The 16,272-nt window shown below is 72.2% G+C and carries 1 protein-coding gene; it reads left to right on the forward strand.

Annotation, left to right across the window (positions count from 1 at the left end; translation table 11 throughout):
- Nucleotides 1-7 precede the first annotated feature (7 nt).
- Nucleotides 8-16,267 carry a type I polyketide synthase gene (locus tag FH608_RS11480; protein ID WP_139630385.1) on the forward strand — a complete coding sequence of 5,420 codons (16,260 nt, stop codon included), beginning with the start codon at nucleotides 8-10 and terminating at the stop codon, nucleotides 16,265-16,267.
- Nucleotides 16,268-16,272: the final 5 nt, after the last annotated feature.

Raw genomic sequence — 16,272 nt, forward strand, 5'->3', positions numbered from 1 at the left:
GCTCACCATGACGTCCAACGAGAAGATCGTCCAGGCCCTGCGGACCTCCCTCAAGGAGACGGAGCGGCTGCGACAGGAGAACGAAGCGCTGCTCGCCAAGGATCGCGAGCCGATCGCGATCGTCGGCATCGGCTGCCGGTTCCCAGGTGGGGTGTCCTCGCCGGAGGAGCTGTGGCGGCTGGTGGCCGGTGGAGTGGACGCGGTCGGGCCGTTCCCCGCCGACCGGGGCTGGGACCTGGAGGGGCTGTACGACCCTGACCCGGATCACGCGGGCACGTCCTACGCGCGCGAGGGCAGTTTCCTCTACGCCGCCGGGCGGTTCGACGCCGGGTTCTTCGGGATGAGCCCGCGTGAGGCGCTGGCGACGGATCCGCAGCAGCGGTTGCTGCTGGAGACGGCGTGGGAGGCGATCGAGCGCGCCGGGATCGATCCCGCGTCGCTGCGGGGCTCGCGTACCGGGGTCTTCGCCGGAGTCATGTACCAGGACTACGCGGGGCGGGTCTCCGAGGCGCCGGAGGAGCTCGAAGGGTACCTGCGTACCGGGTCCACGGGCAGCGTGGCGTCGGGGCGGGTGGCGTACACGCTGGGGCTGGAAGGCCCGGCGGTGACGGTGGACACGGCGTGCTCGTCGTCGCTGGTGGCGCTGCACCTGGCGGTTCAGGCGTTGCGCAATGGCGAGTGCTCGCTGGCGCTGGCCGGCGGGGTGACCGTGATGGCCACCCCGAACACCTTCGTCGAGTTCAGCCGGCAGCGGGGGCTCGCGCCCGACGGCCGCTCGAAGGCTTTCTCCGCCGCCGCCGACGGTGTCGGGTGGGCGGAGGGTGCGGGGTTGCTGCTGGTGGAGCGGCTTTCGGACGCTGAGCGGAACGGGCATCGCGTGCTTGCCGTGGTGCGGGGGTCGGCGGTCAATCAGGACGGGGCCTCCAACGGGCTCACCGCGCCTAACGGGCCTTCGCAGCAGCGGGTGATCCGAGCCGCGCTGTCCAGTGCCGGGCTGTCGGCTTCGGAGGTCGATGCGGTCGAGGCCCATGGGACCGGCACGGCCCTGGGCGATCCGATCGAGGCTCAGGCACTTCTTGCTACCTATGGGCAGGACCGCGACGAGCCGTTGTGGCTGGGGTCGGTCAAGTCGAACATCGGCCACACGCAAGCGGCTGCCGGCGTGGCCGGGATCATCAAGATGGTCATGGCGATGCGGCACGGGATGATGCCCAAGACGCTGCACGCCGATGAGCCGTCGCCGCACGTGGACTGGGCCTCGGGCGCCGTGGAACTGCTCACGGACGCTCGCGAATGGCCCGAGACGGACCGGCCTAGACGAGCCGCGGTGTCGTCCTTCGGGATCAGCGGCACGAACGCCCACGTGATCCTCGAACAGGGTCCGGCGCAGGTCGAGACGTCGGTCGAGGCTGTGGTGCCGTGGGTGCTGTCGGCCAAGTCAGAGGCCGCGCTGCGTGCTTCGGCCGAGCAGCTGGCCGAGGTGGAGGCTGACCCAGGCGCGGTGGGGCTGGCGTTGGCGAGGCGTTCGGTGTTCGAGCATCGCGCGGTCGTGGTCGGTGCTGAGCTGGAGGATTTGCAGCCTGGCGTTGCGGTGCCGGTTGAGTCGGTGGGGGTGTTGTTCACCGGCCAGGGAGCGCAGCGGCTGGGGATGGGCCGTCAGCTTGCAGCCCGGTTCCCGGTGTTCGCGCGGGCGCTGGATGAGGTGTGTGGAGAGCGTCTGCGGGCGGTGATGTTCGGCGATGACTCCACGGCGGATCTGAATGACACCGAGTGGGCGCAGCCGGCGTTGTTCGCTTTTGAGGTGGCGATGTATCGGCTGCTCGAATCATTCGGGGTCGCGCCGAAGGTTCTGGTGGGGCATTCGATCGGGGAGATCGCCGCCGCTCACATCGCTGGAGTCCTCGACGTGAACGATGCGTTGGCGTTGGTGTCGGCGCGTGGCCGGTTGATGCAGCAGCTTCCGTCTGGTGGCGCGATGGTGGCCGTCGAAGCCGCTGAAGCCGAGGTGGAGCCCTTGCTGGAAGGGCTGGTCGGTGTTGCGGCGGTTAATGGGCCGCGTGCGGTGGTCGTTTCCGGCGATGAGCATGCGGTGGAGCGGGTCGCCCGGCACTTTGAGGGGTTGGGTAGGCGGACCCGGCGGTTGCGGGTGAGTCATGCGTTCCATTCGCCGTTGATGGAGCCGATGCTGGCCGACTTCGCCCAGGTGGTGGAGGGCTTGTCCTTCCGTGAGCCGGCCGACGATTTCATCTTGGTTTCCACGGTCACCGGGCAACCCGTCGAGCCGGGAGAGTGGTCCACTCCGCAGTACTGGGTGGAGCACGTGCGCCGCCCGGTCCGCTTCTCCGATGCGCTGGTGGCTGCTCAGGCGGACGCCTGGGTGGAGGTCGGCCCGGATGGGGTGCTGACCGCGCTCGCCGACGCCTGCCTCACCGACCCCACCCCCCTGGCAGCCCTCTCCCGCAAGGGCCAGGACGAGGTAGCAGCCCTGATATCAGGGCTGGGTCGGTTGTGGACCGCAGGCGGCCACGTCGACTGGCAGCCGTTCTTCCCCGAAGGCCTCACCCCCGCCGCGGAGCTGCCCACATACCCCTTCCAACGCCAGAACTACTGGCTGGACGTCCCCACCGGCCGTCGTGACCTCGTGGCGGCCGGCTTGAGCGTCACCGACCACCCGCTGCTGGGCGCCCTGGTGACGCGGCCGGAGGACGGCGGGTTGCTGTTCACCGGCAGGCTGTCGCTCCGCACCCACCCGTGGCTGGCCGACCACACGATCACGAACACCGTTCTGCTGCCCGGAACGGCGTTCGTCGAGCTGGCGCTGCATGCCGGCCTGCACGTGGGCGCCGCCCGGCTCGACGAGATCACGCTGCGCAGCCCGCTCGCGTTCACTGCGGACGGCGCCGTTCGGCTCCAGGTGTGGGTGGGCGGTGCGGACCCGTCCGGCCGCCATCCCGTGGCGATCTACTCGTCCCCGGACGGCTCCGACACCTGGACCTGCAACGCCACCGGCGCCCTGACCGCGGACGAGATCCCCGCCGAGGGACTGTCCGGCGAGTGGCCGCCACCCGGTGCCACCCGGCTCCCGGTGACCGACCTGTACGAGGGGCTGGCCGAGCGCGGCTACCAGTACGGCCCGCTGTTCCAGGGTGTCGAGGCCTCCTGGCGACTCGGTGACGACCTGTACGCCGAGGTCGGCCTCCCGGCCGGCACCGACACCGGCTCCTACGGCATCCACCCCGCCCTGCTCGACGCCGCCCTCCACTGCCTGGCCCTGGAGGACCAGGAGGACGCCGTCCGGCTGCCGTTCACCTGGTCCGGGGTGACGCTGCACGCCTCCGACGCCTCCACGCTCCGGGTGCGCCTGTCGCTCCGAGGCCCCGACGAGGTGGCGCTGACGGCGGCCGACCCCCTCGGCCAGCCGGTGATCACGGTGGACTCGCTAGTGCTGCGGCACATCCCCGCCGGGCAGCTCACCCTCACGGGCACGGCAGGGGAAGCGCTCTTCCGCGTCGAATGGACGGCCGTCCCCACGCCGGCGCCACTGACCACGGACACCTGGGCGGTGCTCGGGGCGGACCGCGTGCCGGGCGTCACCGCGTACCCGGAACTGGCGGCGGTGGCCGAGGCAGGACCCGACACGGTCCTGCTGCCGTGCCTGCCCGAACAGGGGGACGTGCCGGAGCAGGTCCATGGCCGCACCCGGCGGCTGCTCCGCACGATCCAGGACTACCTGGCCGACGACCGGCTCGCCGCCACCCGCCTGGTGGTCCTCACCAGCAGCGCTATGGGACCCGGCGCTGAGGCCGACCCGGCTGGGGCCGCCGCCTGGGGTCTCGTACGGGCCGCGCGGGCCGAGCACGCGGACAGGTTCGTCCTGGTCGACCTGGACGACGACCCCGCGTCCGCCCGCGCCCTGCCCGTCGCGCTGGCCACGGGCGAGCCCGAGCTCGCGATCCGGGGCGGCACCGTTCACGCCTCCCGGCTGGTACGCGCCCCGGGCGAGGACGGCGAGCCCGTCACCTTCCACCCCGAGGGCACCGTACTGATCACTGGAGGGAGTGGCTCGCTCGGCGTGCTCATGGCCAGGCACCTGGCGGCCGAGCACGGCGTCAAGCACCTGCTGCTCATCAGCCGCAGGGGCCGGCACGCGCCCAGCATCGCCAGGCTCAAGGCCGAGCTGCACCTCATGAACGTGCACGTGAAGGTCGTCGCCAGCGACGTCGCCGACCGCGACGCCCTGGCCGCGGCCATCGCCGCCGTCCCCGCCGAGCACCCGCTGACCGCGGTGATCCATGCCGCCGGAGTGCTCGACGACGGCGTAATTACATCGCTGAACGACGAGCGGCTGGACGCCGTGCTCAGGCCGAAGGCGGATGCCGCCTGGCACCTGCACGAGCTGACCGCCGACCTGGATCTGTCCGCGTTCGTGCTGTTCTCCTCGATGGCGGGCACGGTGGGCGGCGCCGGCCAGGCCAACTACGCCGCCGCCAACGCCTTCCTGGACGCCCTCGCCGCCCACCGGCACGCCTCGGGCCTGCCGGCCACATCGCTGGCCTGGGGCCTGTGGGCCGACGGCATGGGGACCGCCGTCAAGGACGCCGACCGGGCACGGCTGGCCAGGTCCGGCGTGGTCGCGATGACCGAAACCGAGGGAACCGCGCTGTTCGACCGGGCCCTCGGACGGCCCGAGGCGGCGCTCGTGCCCGCCAGGATCAACCTGTCCGCCCTGCACGGCCGCGCAGACCTGCCCGCCCTCTACCGCAGGCTGGTCCGGACGCCGATGCGCCGCGCCGCCGACACCTCCGTCGCGGCCGGCACGCTCGGCGGCAGGCTGGCGGCGATGACCCCGCAGGAGCGGGAACGCACGCTGATCGACCTCGTCTGCGGGCAGGTCGCCCAGGTCCTCGGCTACTCCGGCGAGGAGACGGTCGAGCCGGGGCGGGCGTTCAAGGAGCTGGGCTTCGACTCGCTCACCGCCGTCGAGCTGCGCAACCGCCTCAACAACGCGACCGGCCTGCGCCTCCCGACGACCGTCGTCTTCGACTACCCGAGCCCGGCCGCCGTGGCTGCCTACCTCGGCGGCGAACTCCTCGGCACCCCCGCCGCACCCTCCCCGACCGGTGTGGTCGGCGCGTCCGACGAGCCGGTGGCGATCGTGGGCATCGGCTGCCGGTTCCCAGGTGGGGTGTCGTCGCCGGAGGAGTTGTGGCGGCTGGTGGCCGGTGGAGTGGACGCGGTCGGGCCGTTCCCCGCCGACCGTGGCTGGGACCTGGACGCCCTCTACCACCCGGACCCCGACCACAACGGCACCTCGTACGTGCGGGACGGCGGGTTCCTGTATGACGCGGCGGACTTCGACGCGGGGTTCTTCGGCATGAGCCCGCGTGAGGCGCTTGCGACGGATCCGCAGCAGCGGTTGCTGCTGGAGACGGCGTGGGAGGCGATCGAGCGCGCCGGGATCGATCCCGTGTCGCTGCGCGGCAGCAGGACCGGGGTGTTCACCGGGGTCATGTACCACGACTACGGCGCTCAGCCTCCGGAGGGCATGGAGGGCCACCTGCTGACGGGGACGTCGGCGAGTGTGGCGTCGGGGCGTCTGTCGTATGTGTTCGGGCTGGAGGGGCCGGCGGTGACGGTGGACACGGCGTGTTCGTCGTCGCTGGTGGCGCTGCACCTCGCCGTTCAGGCGCTGCGGAACGGCGAGTGCTCGCTGGCGCTGGCCGGCGGGGTGACGGTCATGGCCAGCCCGGAAACGTTCATCGGCTTCAGCCGGCAGCGGGGACTTTCCCCCGATGGTCGGTGCAAGGCCTTTTCGGCGGCTGCCGATGGGACGGGGTGGGCTGAGGGTGTCGGGTTGCTGCTGGTGGAGCGGCTGTCTGATGCTGAGCGCAACGGTCATCCGGTTCTCGCCGTCGTTCGAGGGTCGGCGGTCAATCAGGATGGCGCCTCCAACGGGCTGACGGCTCCCAACGGGCCTTCGCAGCAGCGGGTGATCCGGCAGGCTTTGAGCAGTGCTGGGCTGTCCACGTCAGAGGTGGACGTGGTCGAGGCGCACGGCACCGGCACCGCGTTGGGCGACCCGATCGAGGCTCAGGCGCTCCTCGCTACCTACGGCCAGGACCGCGACGAGCCGCTGTGGCTGGGGTCGGTCAAGTCGAACATCGGCCACACGCAAGCGGCTGCTGGCGTGGCCGGGATCATCAAGATGGTCATGGCGATGCGGCACGGGGTGCTGCCCAAGACGCTGCATGCCGATGAGCCGTCGCCGCACGTGGACTGGGCCTCGGGTGCCGTGGAACTGCTCACGGACGCTCGCGAATGGCCCGAGACGGACCGGCCTCGACGAGCCGCGGTGTCGTCCTTCGGGATCAGCGGCACGAACGCGCACGTGATCCTCGAACAGGGTCCGGTGCAAGTCGAGACGTCGGTTGAGGGTGTGGTGCCGTGGGTGCTGTCGGCGAAGTCGGAGGCCGCGCTGCGTGCTTCGGCCGGGCAACTGGCGGCGGTGGAGGCTGACCCGGGCGCGGTGGGGCTGGCGCTGGCCAGGCGTTCGGTGTTTGAGCATCGGGCGGTCGTGGTGGGTGGCGAGCTGGAGAATCTGCAGCCCGGTGTGGCGGTGCCGGTTGGGTCGGTGGGGGTGTTGTTCACCGGTCAAGGGGCGCAACGGCTGGGGATGGGCCGCCAGCTTGCAGCCCGGTTCCCCGTGTTCGCGCGTGCGCTGGATGAGGTGTGTGGAGAGTCGTTGCGGGCGGTGATGTTCGGCGACGACACCACGGCGGATCTGAATGACACCGAGTGGGCGCAGCCGGCCTTGTTCGCTTTCGAGGTGGCCATGTATCGGCTGCTCGAATCGTTCGGGATCGCACCGAAGGTTCTGGTGGGGCATTCGATCGGCGAGATCGCCGCCGCTCACATCGCCGGAGTCCTCGACGTGGAGGATGCGCTGGCACTGGTGACCGCGCGCGGCCGGTTGATGCAGCAACTCCCGCCCGGTGGCGCGATGGTGGCCGTCGAAGCCGCCGAAGCCGAGGTGGAGCCCTTGCTGGAAGGGTTAGTGGGCGTCGCGGCGGTTAATGGGCCGCGCGCGGTGGTCATCTCCGGCGAGCAGGATGCCGTGGAGCAGGTCGCCCGGCACTTCCAGGGGTTGGGCAGGCGGACCCGGCGGCTGCGAGTCAGCCATGCCTTCCATTCGCCGTTGATGGAGCCGATGCTGGCCGACTTCGCCCAGGTCGTGGAGGGCCTGTCCTTCCGTGAGCCGGCCGACGATTTCATGCTGGTCTCCACGGTCACCGGACGCCCCGTCGAGCCGGGGGAGTGGTCCAGTGCGCAGTACTGGGTGGAGCACGTGCGCCGCCCGGTCCGCTTCGCCGACGCCCTGACCACAGCACAAGCGGACGCCTGGGTGGAAGTAGGCCCGGATGGGGTGCTGACCGCGCTGGCCGACGCCTGCCTGACCGACCCCACCCCCCTGGCAGCCCTCTCTCGCAAGGGCCAGGACGAGGTAGCGGCCCTGATCAGCGGGTTGGGGCGGCTGTGGACCGCAGGCGGTCACGTCGATTGGCGGCCGTTCTTCCCTGAGGGTGCGACCGCGAGTGTTGAGGTGCCGACGTATGCGTTCCAGCGGCAGCGCTACTGGATCGACGCCCGCAGTGACACCTCCATCCTGACCACCATGACCGAGCTGGCCGACACCGACACGGTGATCTTCACCGGCCGCCTGTCCACCCGTACCCACCCCTGGCTCACCGACCACGTCATCTCCGGCACCACGCTCCTCCCCGGCACCGCACTACTCGACCTCGCATGCCAGGCCGGGCGGAAGGTCGGCAGCGGGGCGATCGGCGAGCTGGTCATCGAGGCGCCGCTGACCATCCCCTCAACGGGTGAGTGCGACCTCCAAATCGTCGTCGGTGAGCCCGACACTTCCGGCGCGCGTACGATCACCTTCCACTCCAGGACGGCGGACGACGAGTGGACCCGTCACGCGACGGGCACGCTGGTCGCGGACGGGCCGGAGCCTCCGCAGGAGCCGGCCGCCTGGCCGCCCGCCGGTGCCGTGCCGGTGCCGATCGACGACCTGTACGACCGGCTGGCGGACCGGGGCTTCGACTACGGCCCGTCCCTCCGGACGCTGACCGAGCTCTGGCGAGTCGGCGACGACCTGTTCGCCAAGGTCACGCTCCCCGAGCCGGAGCAGCCCATCCCTTCCGGCTTCACCATCGCACCGTCCCTCCTGGACGGCGCGCTGCACGCGCTCCACGCCGACGCGGACACCACCGTGACCAGGCTGCCGTTCTCGTGGTCGGGCGTCTCCCTGTACGGCACCGCCGCCCACGAGATCCGGGTCCGGCTGTCGCGAACCGCCGACGACGAGGCCACGCTGCTGCTGACCGAAATTTCCGGTACGCCGGTGGCCCGGATCGACGGACTCGTCCTGCGGACCACCCACCTGTCCACCGCGACCCGCAACCTGCTCGCACTCGACTGGGTTCCTGTGGCGGTGCCTGAGCGGGTGGAGCGTGGTGCGTGGGCGGTCATGGACGATCCGGTCCTGGCTGAGGCGCTGGGCGCAGGGCCTTCCGATGCCCCGGATGTGGTGTTCGTGTCCGCCCCCGACGGGGATCCGTTGGATGCGGTGACGGAGGTCCTGTCGAGAATTCAGGCGTTCCTGGCCGAGGAGCGGGACTCGCGGCTGGTGGTGCTGACCGTTGGAGGGTTGGCGGGGGCGTCGGTGTGGGGGTTGGTGCGGGCGGTTCAGCTGGAGCACCCAGGCCGGGTCGTGCTGGTCGACTGGGACGGTGATGTCGCCGGGCTGGCGGCGGCGCTGGCCACGGGTGAAGGCCAGCTGGTGGTTCGTGATGGCGCGGTGCTGGTGCCGAGGCTGGGCCGGGCATCCGTTCAGGCTGAGGGCGGGCCGGTGTTCGATCCTGAGGGCACGGTCCTGGTGACCGGCGGCACGGGTGGGCTTGGCGGTGTGGTGGCCGAGCACCTGGTGGCCTCCTACGGAGTAGGCCGGTTGGTGCTGGTCAGCCGCCGGGGCGAGGGCACCCCCGAGTTGCGGGAGCGGCTGGAGGCGGCCGGGGCGCGGGTGGAGTTCGCCGCCTGCGATGCCTCCGACCGTGATGCGCTCGCCCGCGTGGTCAACACGATCCCCACCGAGCACCCGCTGGTGGGTGTGGTGCATGCGGCCGGTGTCCTGGATGACGCCGCGGTCGAGAACCTCACCCGGGAACGGGTGGAGCGGGTGTGGGTGGCCAAGGCCCAGGCGGCGTGGAACCTGCACGAGCTGACCACCGACCTGGATCTGTCCGCGTTCGTGCTGTTCTCCTCGATCGCCGGCGTCGTGGGCAGTGCCGGGCAGGCCAGCTACGGTGCCGCCAACGCCTTCCTGGATGCTCTGGCCGAGCACCGCCGGAGCCTGGGTCTGCCGGCGACGTCGCTCGCCTGGGGACTGTGGGCCGACGGCATGGGAGCCGACCTGGGAGACGCCGACCGCGCGCGGCTCGCCCGTACCGGCATCGTCCCCATGACCCAGGCCGACGGGCTGGCCCTGTTCGACGCCGCGCTGGCCGACGGGCGGGCGGTGCTCGTACCCGCACAGCTGGACACCGCCGCGCTGCGGGCCAGGGCGGACCTGCCCGACGTGCTGCGGCGGCTGGTACGCCCGGCGGCACGGCCCGCCAGGACGGACGCCTCGGCACCGCTCGGAGAGCGGCTGGCCCGGCTCGACCCGCAGGAGCGAGAGCAGGCCCTGCTGGACCTGGTCAGGAGCCAGGTGGCGCAGGTCCTCGGTCACGCGGGAACGGAGTCGGTCAAGGCGGAACGGGCGTTCAAGGACCTCGGCTTCGACTCCCTCACCGCCGTCGAGCTGCGCAACCGCCTCAGCACCGCCACCGGGATGCGGCTGCCCGCGACCCTGGTGTTCGACTTCCCGAACCCGGCCGCCGTCGCCGGGCACCTCCAGCACGAGCTCCTCGGAACGGCCGCTGTCGCTGAGGCCCGCCCGGCCGCCGCCGTGGACGAGCCGGTCGCGATCGTCGGCATCGGCTGCCGGTTCCCCGGCGGGGTCGGCTCGCCGGAGGACCTGTGGCGGCTGGTCGCCGATGCCACGGACGCGATCGGCGACTTCCCCACCGACCGGGGCTGGGATCTCGACGGCCTGTACGACCCGGACCCGGACCGGCCGGGCAGGTCGTACGTGCGCGAGGGCGGGTTCTTGTACGACGCGGCCGGCTTCGACGCGGAGTTCTTCGGGATGAGCCCGCGCGAAGCGGTGGCGACGGATCCGCAGCAGCGGTTGCTGCTGGAGACGGCGTGGGAGGCGATCGAGCGCGCCGGCATCGACCCGGCGTCGCTGCGCGGCAGCAGGACCGGGGTGTTCACCGGGGTCATGTACCACGACTACGGCGCTCAGCCGCCGGAAGGCATGGAAGGGCACCTGCTCACCGGAACCACGGGCAGCGTCGCGTCCGGCCGGCTGTCGTACGTGTACGGCCTGGAGGGTCCGGCGGTGACGGTGGACACGGCGTGTTCGTCGTCGCTGGTGGCGTTGCACCTGGCCGCGCAGGCGCTGCGGAACGGCGAGTGCTCGCTGGCGCTGGCCGGCGGGGTGACGGTCATGGCCTCCCCGAACACCTTCGTCGGCTTCAGCCGGCAGCGGGGGCTCGCCCCCGACGGCCGCTCCAAGGCGTTCTCCGCCGCCGCCGACGGCGTGGCCTGGGGCGAGGGCGTCGGGATGCTGCTGGTGGAACGCCTGTCCGACGCCGAGCGCAACGGCCACCAGATCCTCGCCGTCGTGCGGGGGTCGGCGGTCAACCAGGACGGCGCCTCCAACGGGCTGACCGCGCCCAACGGGCCCTCCCAGCAGCGCGTGATCCGGCAGGCCCTGAACAGCGCCGGCCTGTCCACGTCAGAGGTGGACGCCGTCGAGGCGCACGGCACCGGTACGGCGCTGGGCGACCCGATCGAGGCCCAGGCGCTCCTCGCCACCTACGGCCAGGACCGCGTCGAGCCGCTGTGGCTGGGGTCGGTCAAGTCCAACATCGGCCACACCCAGGCCGCCGCCGGCGTGGCCGGGATCATCAAGATGGTCATGGCGATGCGCCACGGCGTCCTGCCCAAGACCCTGCACGCCGACGAGCCGTCCCCGCACGTGGACTGGGCCTCGGGCGCCGTCGAGCTGCTGACCGAAGCTCGCGAATGGCCCGAGACGGACCGGCCTAGACGAGCGGCGGTGTCGTCCTTCGGGATCAGCGGCACGAACGCGCACGTCATCCTCGAACAGGGCCCGCTTCCGGCAGCGACACCTGGCGAGGGTGTGGTGCCGTGGATCCTCTCGGCCAAGTCCGAGACCGCCCTGCGCGCGTCGGCCGAGCACCTGTCGGAGGTGGACGGCGACCCGGGCGTGGTGGGATCCGCGCTGGCGGCTCGTGCGCGGTTCGAGCATCGGGCGGTGGTGGTGGGTGCCGATGGTGCGCAGTTGCGGGCTGGTCTGGCGGCGTTGGCTTCGGATGGTAGTGCGCCGCAGGTGGTGCGGGGGGTGGCGAATGTCGGTGGTAAGCGGGTGTTCGTGTTCCCGGGTCAGGGGTCGCAGTGGGTGGGGATGGCGAGGGAGTTGTGGGATGGCTGCCCGGTGTTCGCGGAGGAGATGCGGGCGTGTCAGGAGGCGTTGGCTCCGCATGTCGGGTGGGAGTTGCGGAAGGTGATCGGTGATCCGGCCGCGTTGGAGCGGGTGGATGTGGTGCAGCCGGTCCTGTTTGCGGTGATGGTGTCGCTGGCCAGGGTGTGGCGGTGGCTGGGTGTCGCCCCGGATGCGGTGGTGGGGCATTCGCAGGGGGAGATCGCGGCTGCCTATGTCGCGGGTGGTTTGTCGTTGGAGGACGCCGCCAAGGTGGTGGCGTTGCGGAGTCGGGCGTTGCGGGCGATCGCCGGTCGCGGGGCGATGGCGTCGGTCGCTCTCTCTGCTGATCAGGTGCGGGCGCGGTGGGGGGATCGGGTGTCGGTCGCGGTGGTGAACGGCCCGTCGGCCACGGTGGTGGCCGGGGATGTGGATGCGGTGGAGGAGGTGTTGCTGGAGTGTGAGGTCGATGGGGTACGAGCCCGTCGGGTGGAGGTGGATTACGCGTCGCATTCGGCGCATGTGGCCGCCATCGAAGAAGATCTGGCCGGCTTGTTGGAGGGGCTGTCCCCGCAAACGGGTTCGGTGCCGTTCTACTCGACGGTGACTGGCGCGGTGCTGGATACCGCTGGGTTGGATGCGGGGTATTGGTATCGGAATCTGCGGCAGGCGGTGGAGTTCGAGCAGGCGGTGCGGGGGTTGGTGGCCGATGGTCATCGGGCTTTCGTGGAGGTCAGCCCGCATCCGGTCCTGACCATGGGCATCCAGCAAATACTGGAGACCCTGGAGGACGAAGCCACCGTCACCGGAACCCTCCGCCGCGAAGAAGGCGACATGACGAGGGTCCTGCTCTCCGCCGCCCAGGCCTTCGTCCAGGGCGTGGACGTGGACTGGACCCCCGTGCTGCCCGCGAGCGGGTCGGCCGTCGTGGCGGAGCTGCCGACGTATCCCTTCCAGCACGAGCGGTACTGGCTGGAGGCTCCGGCGAGCACGGGCGACGCCACCGGTTTGGGGTTGGAGGCGGCCGCGCATCCGTTGCTCGGCGCCGCCGTCCCGCTGGCCGACGGCCAAGGGCTGCTGTTCACGGGGAGCATCTCCACCCGCACCCACCCGTGGCTGGCCGACCACGCCGTCGGCGGGACCGTGCTGCTGCCCGGCACGGCGTTCGTGGACCTCGCCATCCACGCGGGCGACCACGCCGGCTGCGGCAGGATCGACGAACTCACCCTGCAGGCCCCGCTCGTCCTGCCCGCCGGCAGCGCCGTGCGGCTCCAGGTCACGCTCGGCGCCGAGGACGAGGCGGGACACCGCGCGCTCGCCGTCTACTCCCGGCCGAACGACGCGCTCGACCAGGACTGGACCTGCCATGCCAAGGGCACCCTGTCCGCCGCAGGGCAGGCCGAGCCCGAGCACGTACGGGCCTGGCCGCCGGAAGGGGCGGTGCCGGTCCCCGTCGAGGACGCCTACGAGCGGCTGGCCGGAACCGGGCTCGACTACGGGCCCGCCTTCCAGGGGCTGCGTGCCGCCTGGCGGCGGGACGGCGAACTGTTCGCCGAGGTGGCGCCGCCCGGCGACCCTGCCGGGTTCGGCATCCACCCGGCGCTGCTCGACGCCGTGCTCCACCTGCTGCCCCTGGAGGGCGACGGCTCCGGCGTGCGGCTGCCGTTCGCCTGGTCCGGGGTGTCCCTGCACGCCACCGGCGCCACGGCGGCCCGCGCCCGGATCGCCGTGACCGGGCCGGACGAGGTGTCGCTGAGCCTCGCCGACCAGACCGGCGCACCGCTCCTCACCGTCGAGTCGCTGGTCGTCCGGCCGGTCGCCACGGCCGGGCTCGCCGCCGCCGAGGACCTGTTCCACATCGAGTGGACGGCGGTGCCCGCACCCGAGCGGTTCGCGGGCGGTCTGGCCCTGGTCGGTCCCGACTCGCTGGGGCTCGCCGAGGTGCTGAACATCGACGCGTACGCCGACCTCGCCGCGCTCAAGGCGGCCGGCGTGCCGGGCGTGGTCCTCGCCGGCGCCCCCGGCACGGCCACCGCGCGGGAGCACACCGAGCGCACGCTCGCGCTGCTCCAGGAGTGGCTGGACGACGACGCCCTCGCCGGGGCGAGGCTCGTCGTCCTCACCCGCGAGGCCGTCGCCGCCCGCGCCGGGGAGACCTGCGCCGGGCTCGACCAGGCGGCCGTCTGGGGGCTGCTGCGGTCGGCGCAGACCGAGCACCCCGACCGGTTCGCGCTGCTCGACCTGGACGGGCAGGACGTCTCGCTGGGCGCGGTCGAAGCCGCGATCGCCACCGCCGAGCCGCAGCTCGCCATCCGGGAGGGCGACCTGTACGCCCCCCGCCTCGCCAAGCCGCGGCCGGACGCCGCGCTGGCCGAGCCGCCCGGCGTGGGCGACGCCTGGCAGCTCGACGTCACCGCCAAGGGCAGCCTGGAGAACCTCGCGCTCGTCCCGTCCCCAGAGGCGTCCCAACCGCTCAGGCCCGGCCAGGTACGGCTCGCCGTACGGGCGGCGGCGCTCAACTTCCGCGACATCCTCATCACGCTCGGCATGGTGCCCGACGACGGCCGGCCCGCGGCGTCCGAGGGCGCGGGGGTGGTGCTGGAGGTGGGCGACGGCGTGACCGGGTTCGCGCCAGGCGACCGGGTCATGGGCCTGATCGGCAAGATCGGCCCCGTGTCGGTGGCGGACCACCGGCTGCTCACCCGGATGCCCACGGGCTGGACGTTCGCCGAGGCCGCCGCCGCGCCCGTCGTCTACCTGACCGCCTACTACGGCCTGCGGGACCTCGCCGGGATCCGGCGGGGCGAGTCGCTGCTGCTGCACGCCGCCGCCGGCGGTGTCGGTCTGGCGGCGCTGCAGCTGGCCCGGCACTGGGGCGTGGAGGTGTACGGCACGGCGAGCGCGGGCAAGTGGGCCGCGCTGCGCGCCCGTGGCCTGGACGACGACCACATCGCGTCCTCCCGCAACCTCGACTTCGAGGAGCGTTTCCGCGCGGTGACGGGCGGGCGGGGTGTCGATGTGGTGCTGAACTCGCTGGCGGGGGAGTTCGTGGACGCCTCGGCGCGGCTGCTGGCCCCTGGCGGCCGGTTCATCGAGATGGGCAAGACCGACATCCGGGACGCCGCCGGTTTCCCCGACCACCACTACCAGGCGTTCGACGTGATGGACCCGGGTCCGGAGCACGTGCAGCGGATGCTGTCGGAGCTGGGCGAGCTGTTCGAGAGCGGGGAGCTGGAGCCGTTGAAGGTGACGGCGTGGGACATCCGCCGGGCTCCGGAGGCGTTCCGCTTCCTGAGCCAGGCCCGCAATGTCGGCAAGGTGGTGCTGACCGTGCCGGCCGCGCTGGATCCGGAGGGCGCGGTCCTGATCACCGGGGGCACTGGGGTGTTGGGTGCGGCGCTGGCTCGTCACCTGGTGATCGAGCGCGGGGTGCGGCATCTGGTTCTGACCGGCCGTAGTGGCGGTGGGGCGGAGTTGGTGGCGGAGCTGGAGGCGGCGGGTGCGCGGGCGCGGGTGGTGGCCTGCGACGCGGCCGATCGGGAGGCCATGACCGGTCTTCTGGCCGAGATCCGCTCGGAGCGTCCGTTGACGGGTGTGGTGCACGCGGCGGGAGTCCTGGACGACGCCACGGTGGAGAACCTCACCGCGCGGCAGGTGGAGCGGGTTTTGCGGCCGAAGGTGGATGCCGCCTGGAACCTGCACCGGCTCACCCGTCACGACGATCTGGCCGTGTTCGCGCTGTTCTCCTCGGCGGCGGGCATTCTGGGCAACGCGGGCCAGGGCAACTACGCGGCGGCCAACGCCTTCCTGGATGCCCTGGCCGTCCACCGGGCCGGGACCGGGCTGCCCGCCACCTCCCTCGCCTGGGGACTGTGGGCCCAGGCCAGCGCCATGACCGGCCACATGTCCGAGACCGACCTGCGCAGGATGAGCCGCGGCGGCTTCCTGCCGATCACCACGGACCAGGGCCTGGCCCTGTTCGACGCGGGCGTCGCCGCCCCCGAAGCGGCCCTCCTGCCCGCCCGGCTCGACCTCGCCACCCTGCGCGGCAGGGCGCCCGCCCTGCTCAGCGGGCTCGGCAGGCCCGTCGTCCGGCGCGCCGCCCAGGCCGCCGCCGTGTCCGCCGCGTCGCTGGAACAGCGGCTCGCCGGACTGCACCCGAACGAGCGCGACCGGCTGCTGCTCGACATCGTCCGCGACAACGTCGCCACGGTGCTCGGCCACGCCGCCGGCACGGCCGTCAACCCCGGCAAGACGTTCAAGGAGCTCGGCTTCGACTCGCTCACCGCGCTGGAGCTGCGCAACAGGCTCAACGCCGCCACCGGGCTGCGGCTCGCCGCCACGCTCGTCTTCGACCACCCCACGCTGGACGCCGTCGCGGCGCACCTGCGTACCAGGATCCTGCCCGACGCGGAGACCGCCGCCGGAGCCGTGCTCGCCGAGCTCGACAAGCTCGAGTCGGCGCTGCTCGGCATCGACGCCGAAGGCGAGGAACACGGCAGGATCGCCGCCCGCATCCAGGCGCTGCTCTGGAAATGGAACGGCGCCCGCGCCGGCACGGAACAGCCCGCGGAGCAGGACGACCTCGACTTCGCCACGGACGACGACCTGTTCGACGTCCTCGACAACGAACTAGGCATCGGCAAGTAACGCAT

The organism is Nonomuraea phyllanthi (genome assembly GCF_006334985.2).
GTDB classification, from domain to species: Bacteria; Actinomycetota; Actinomycetes; order Streptosporangiales; family Streptosporangiaceae; genus Nonomuraea; species Nonomuraea phyllanthi.

Coding starts and splice junctions, on each gene's coding strand:
- FH608_RS11480 (WP_139630385.1), top strand. CDS start 8: ATGACGTCCAACGAGAAGATCGTCCAGGCCCTGCGGACCTCCCTCAAG.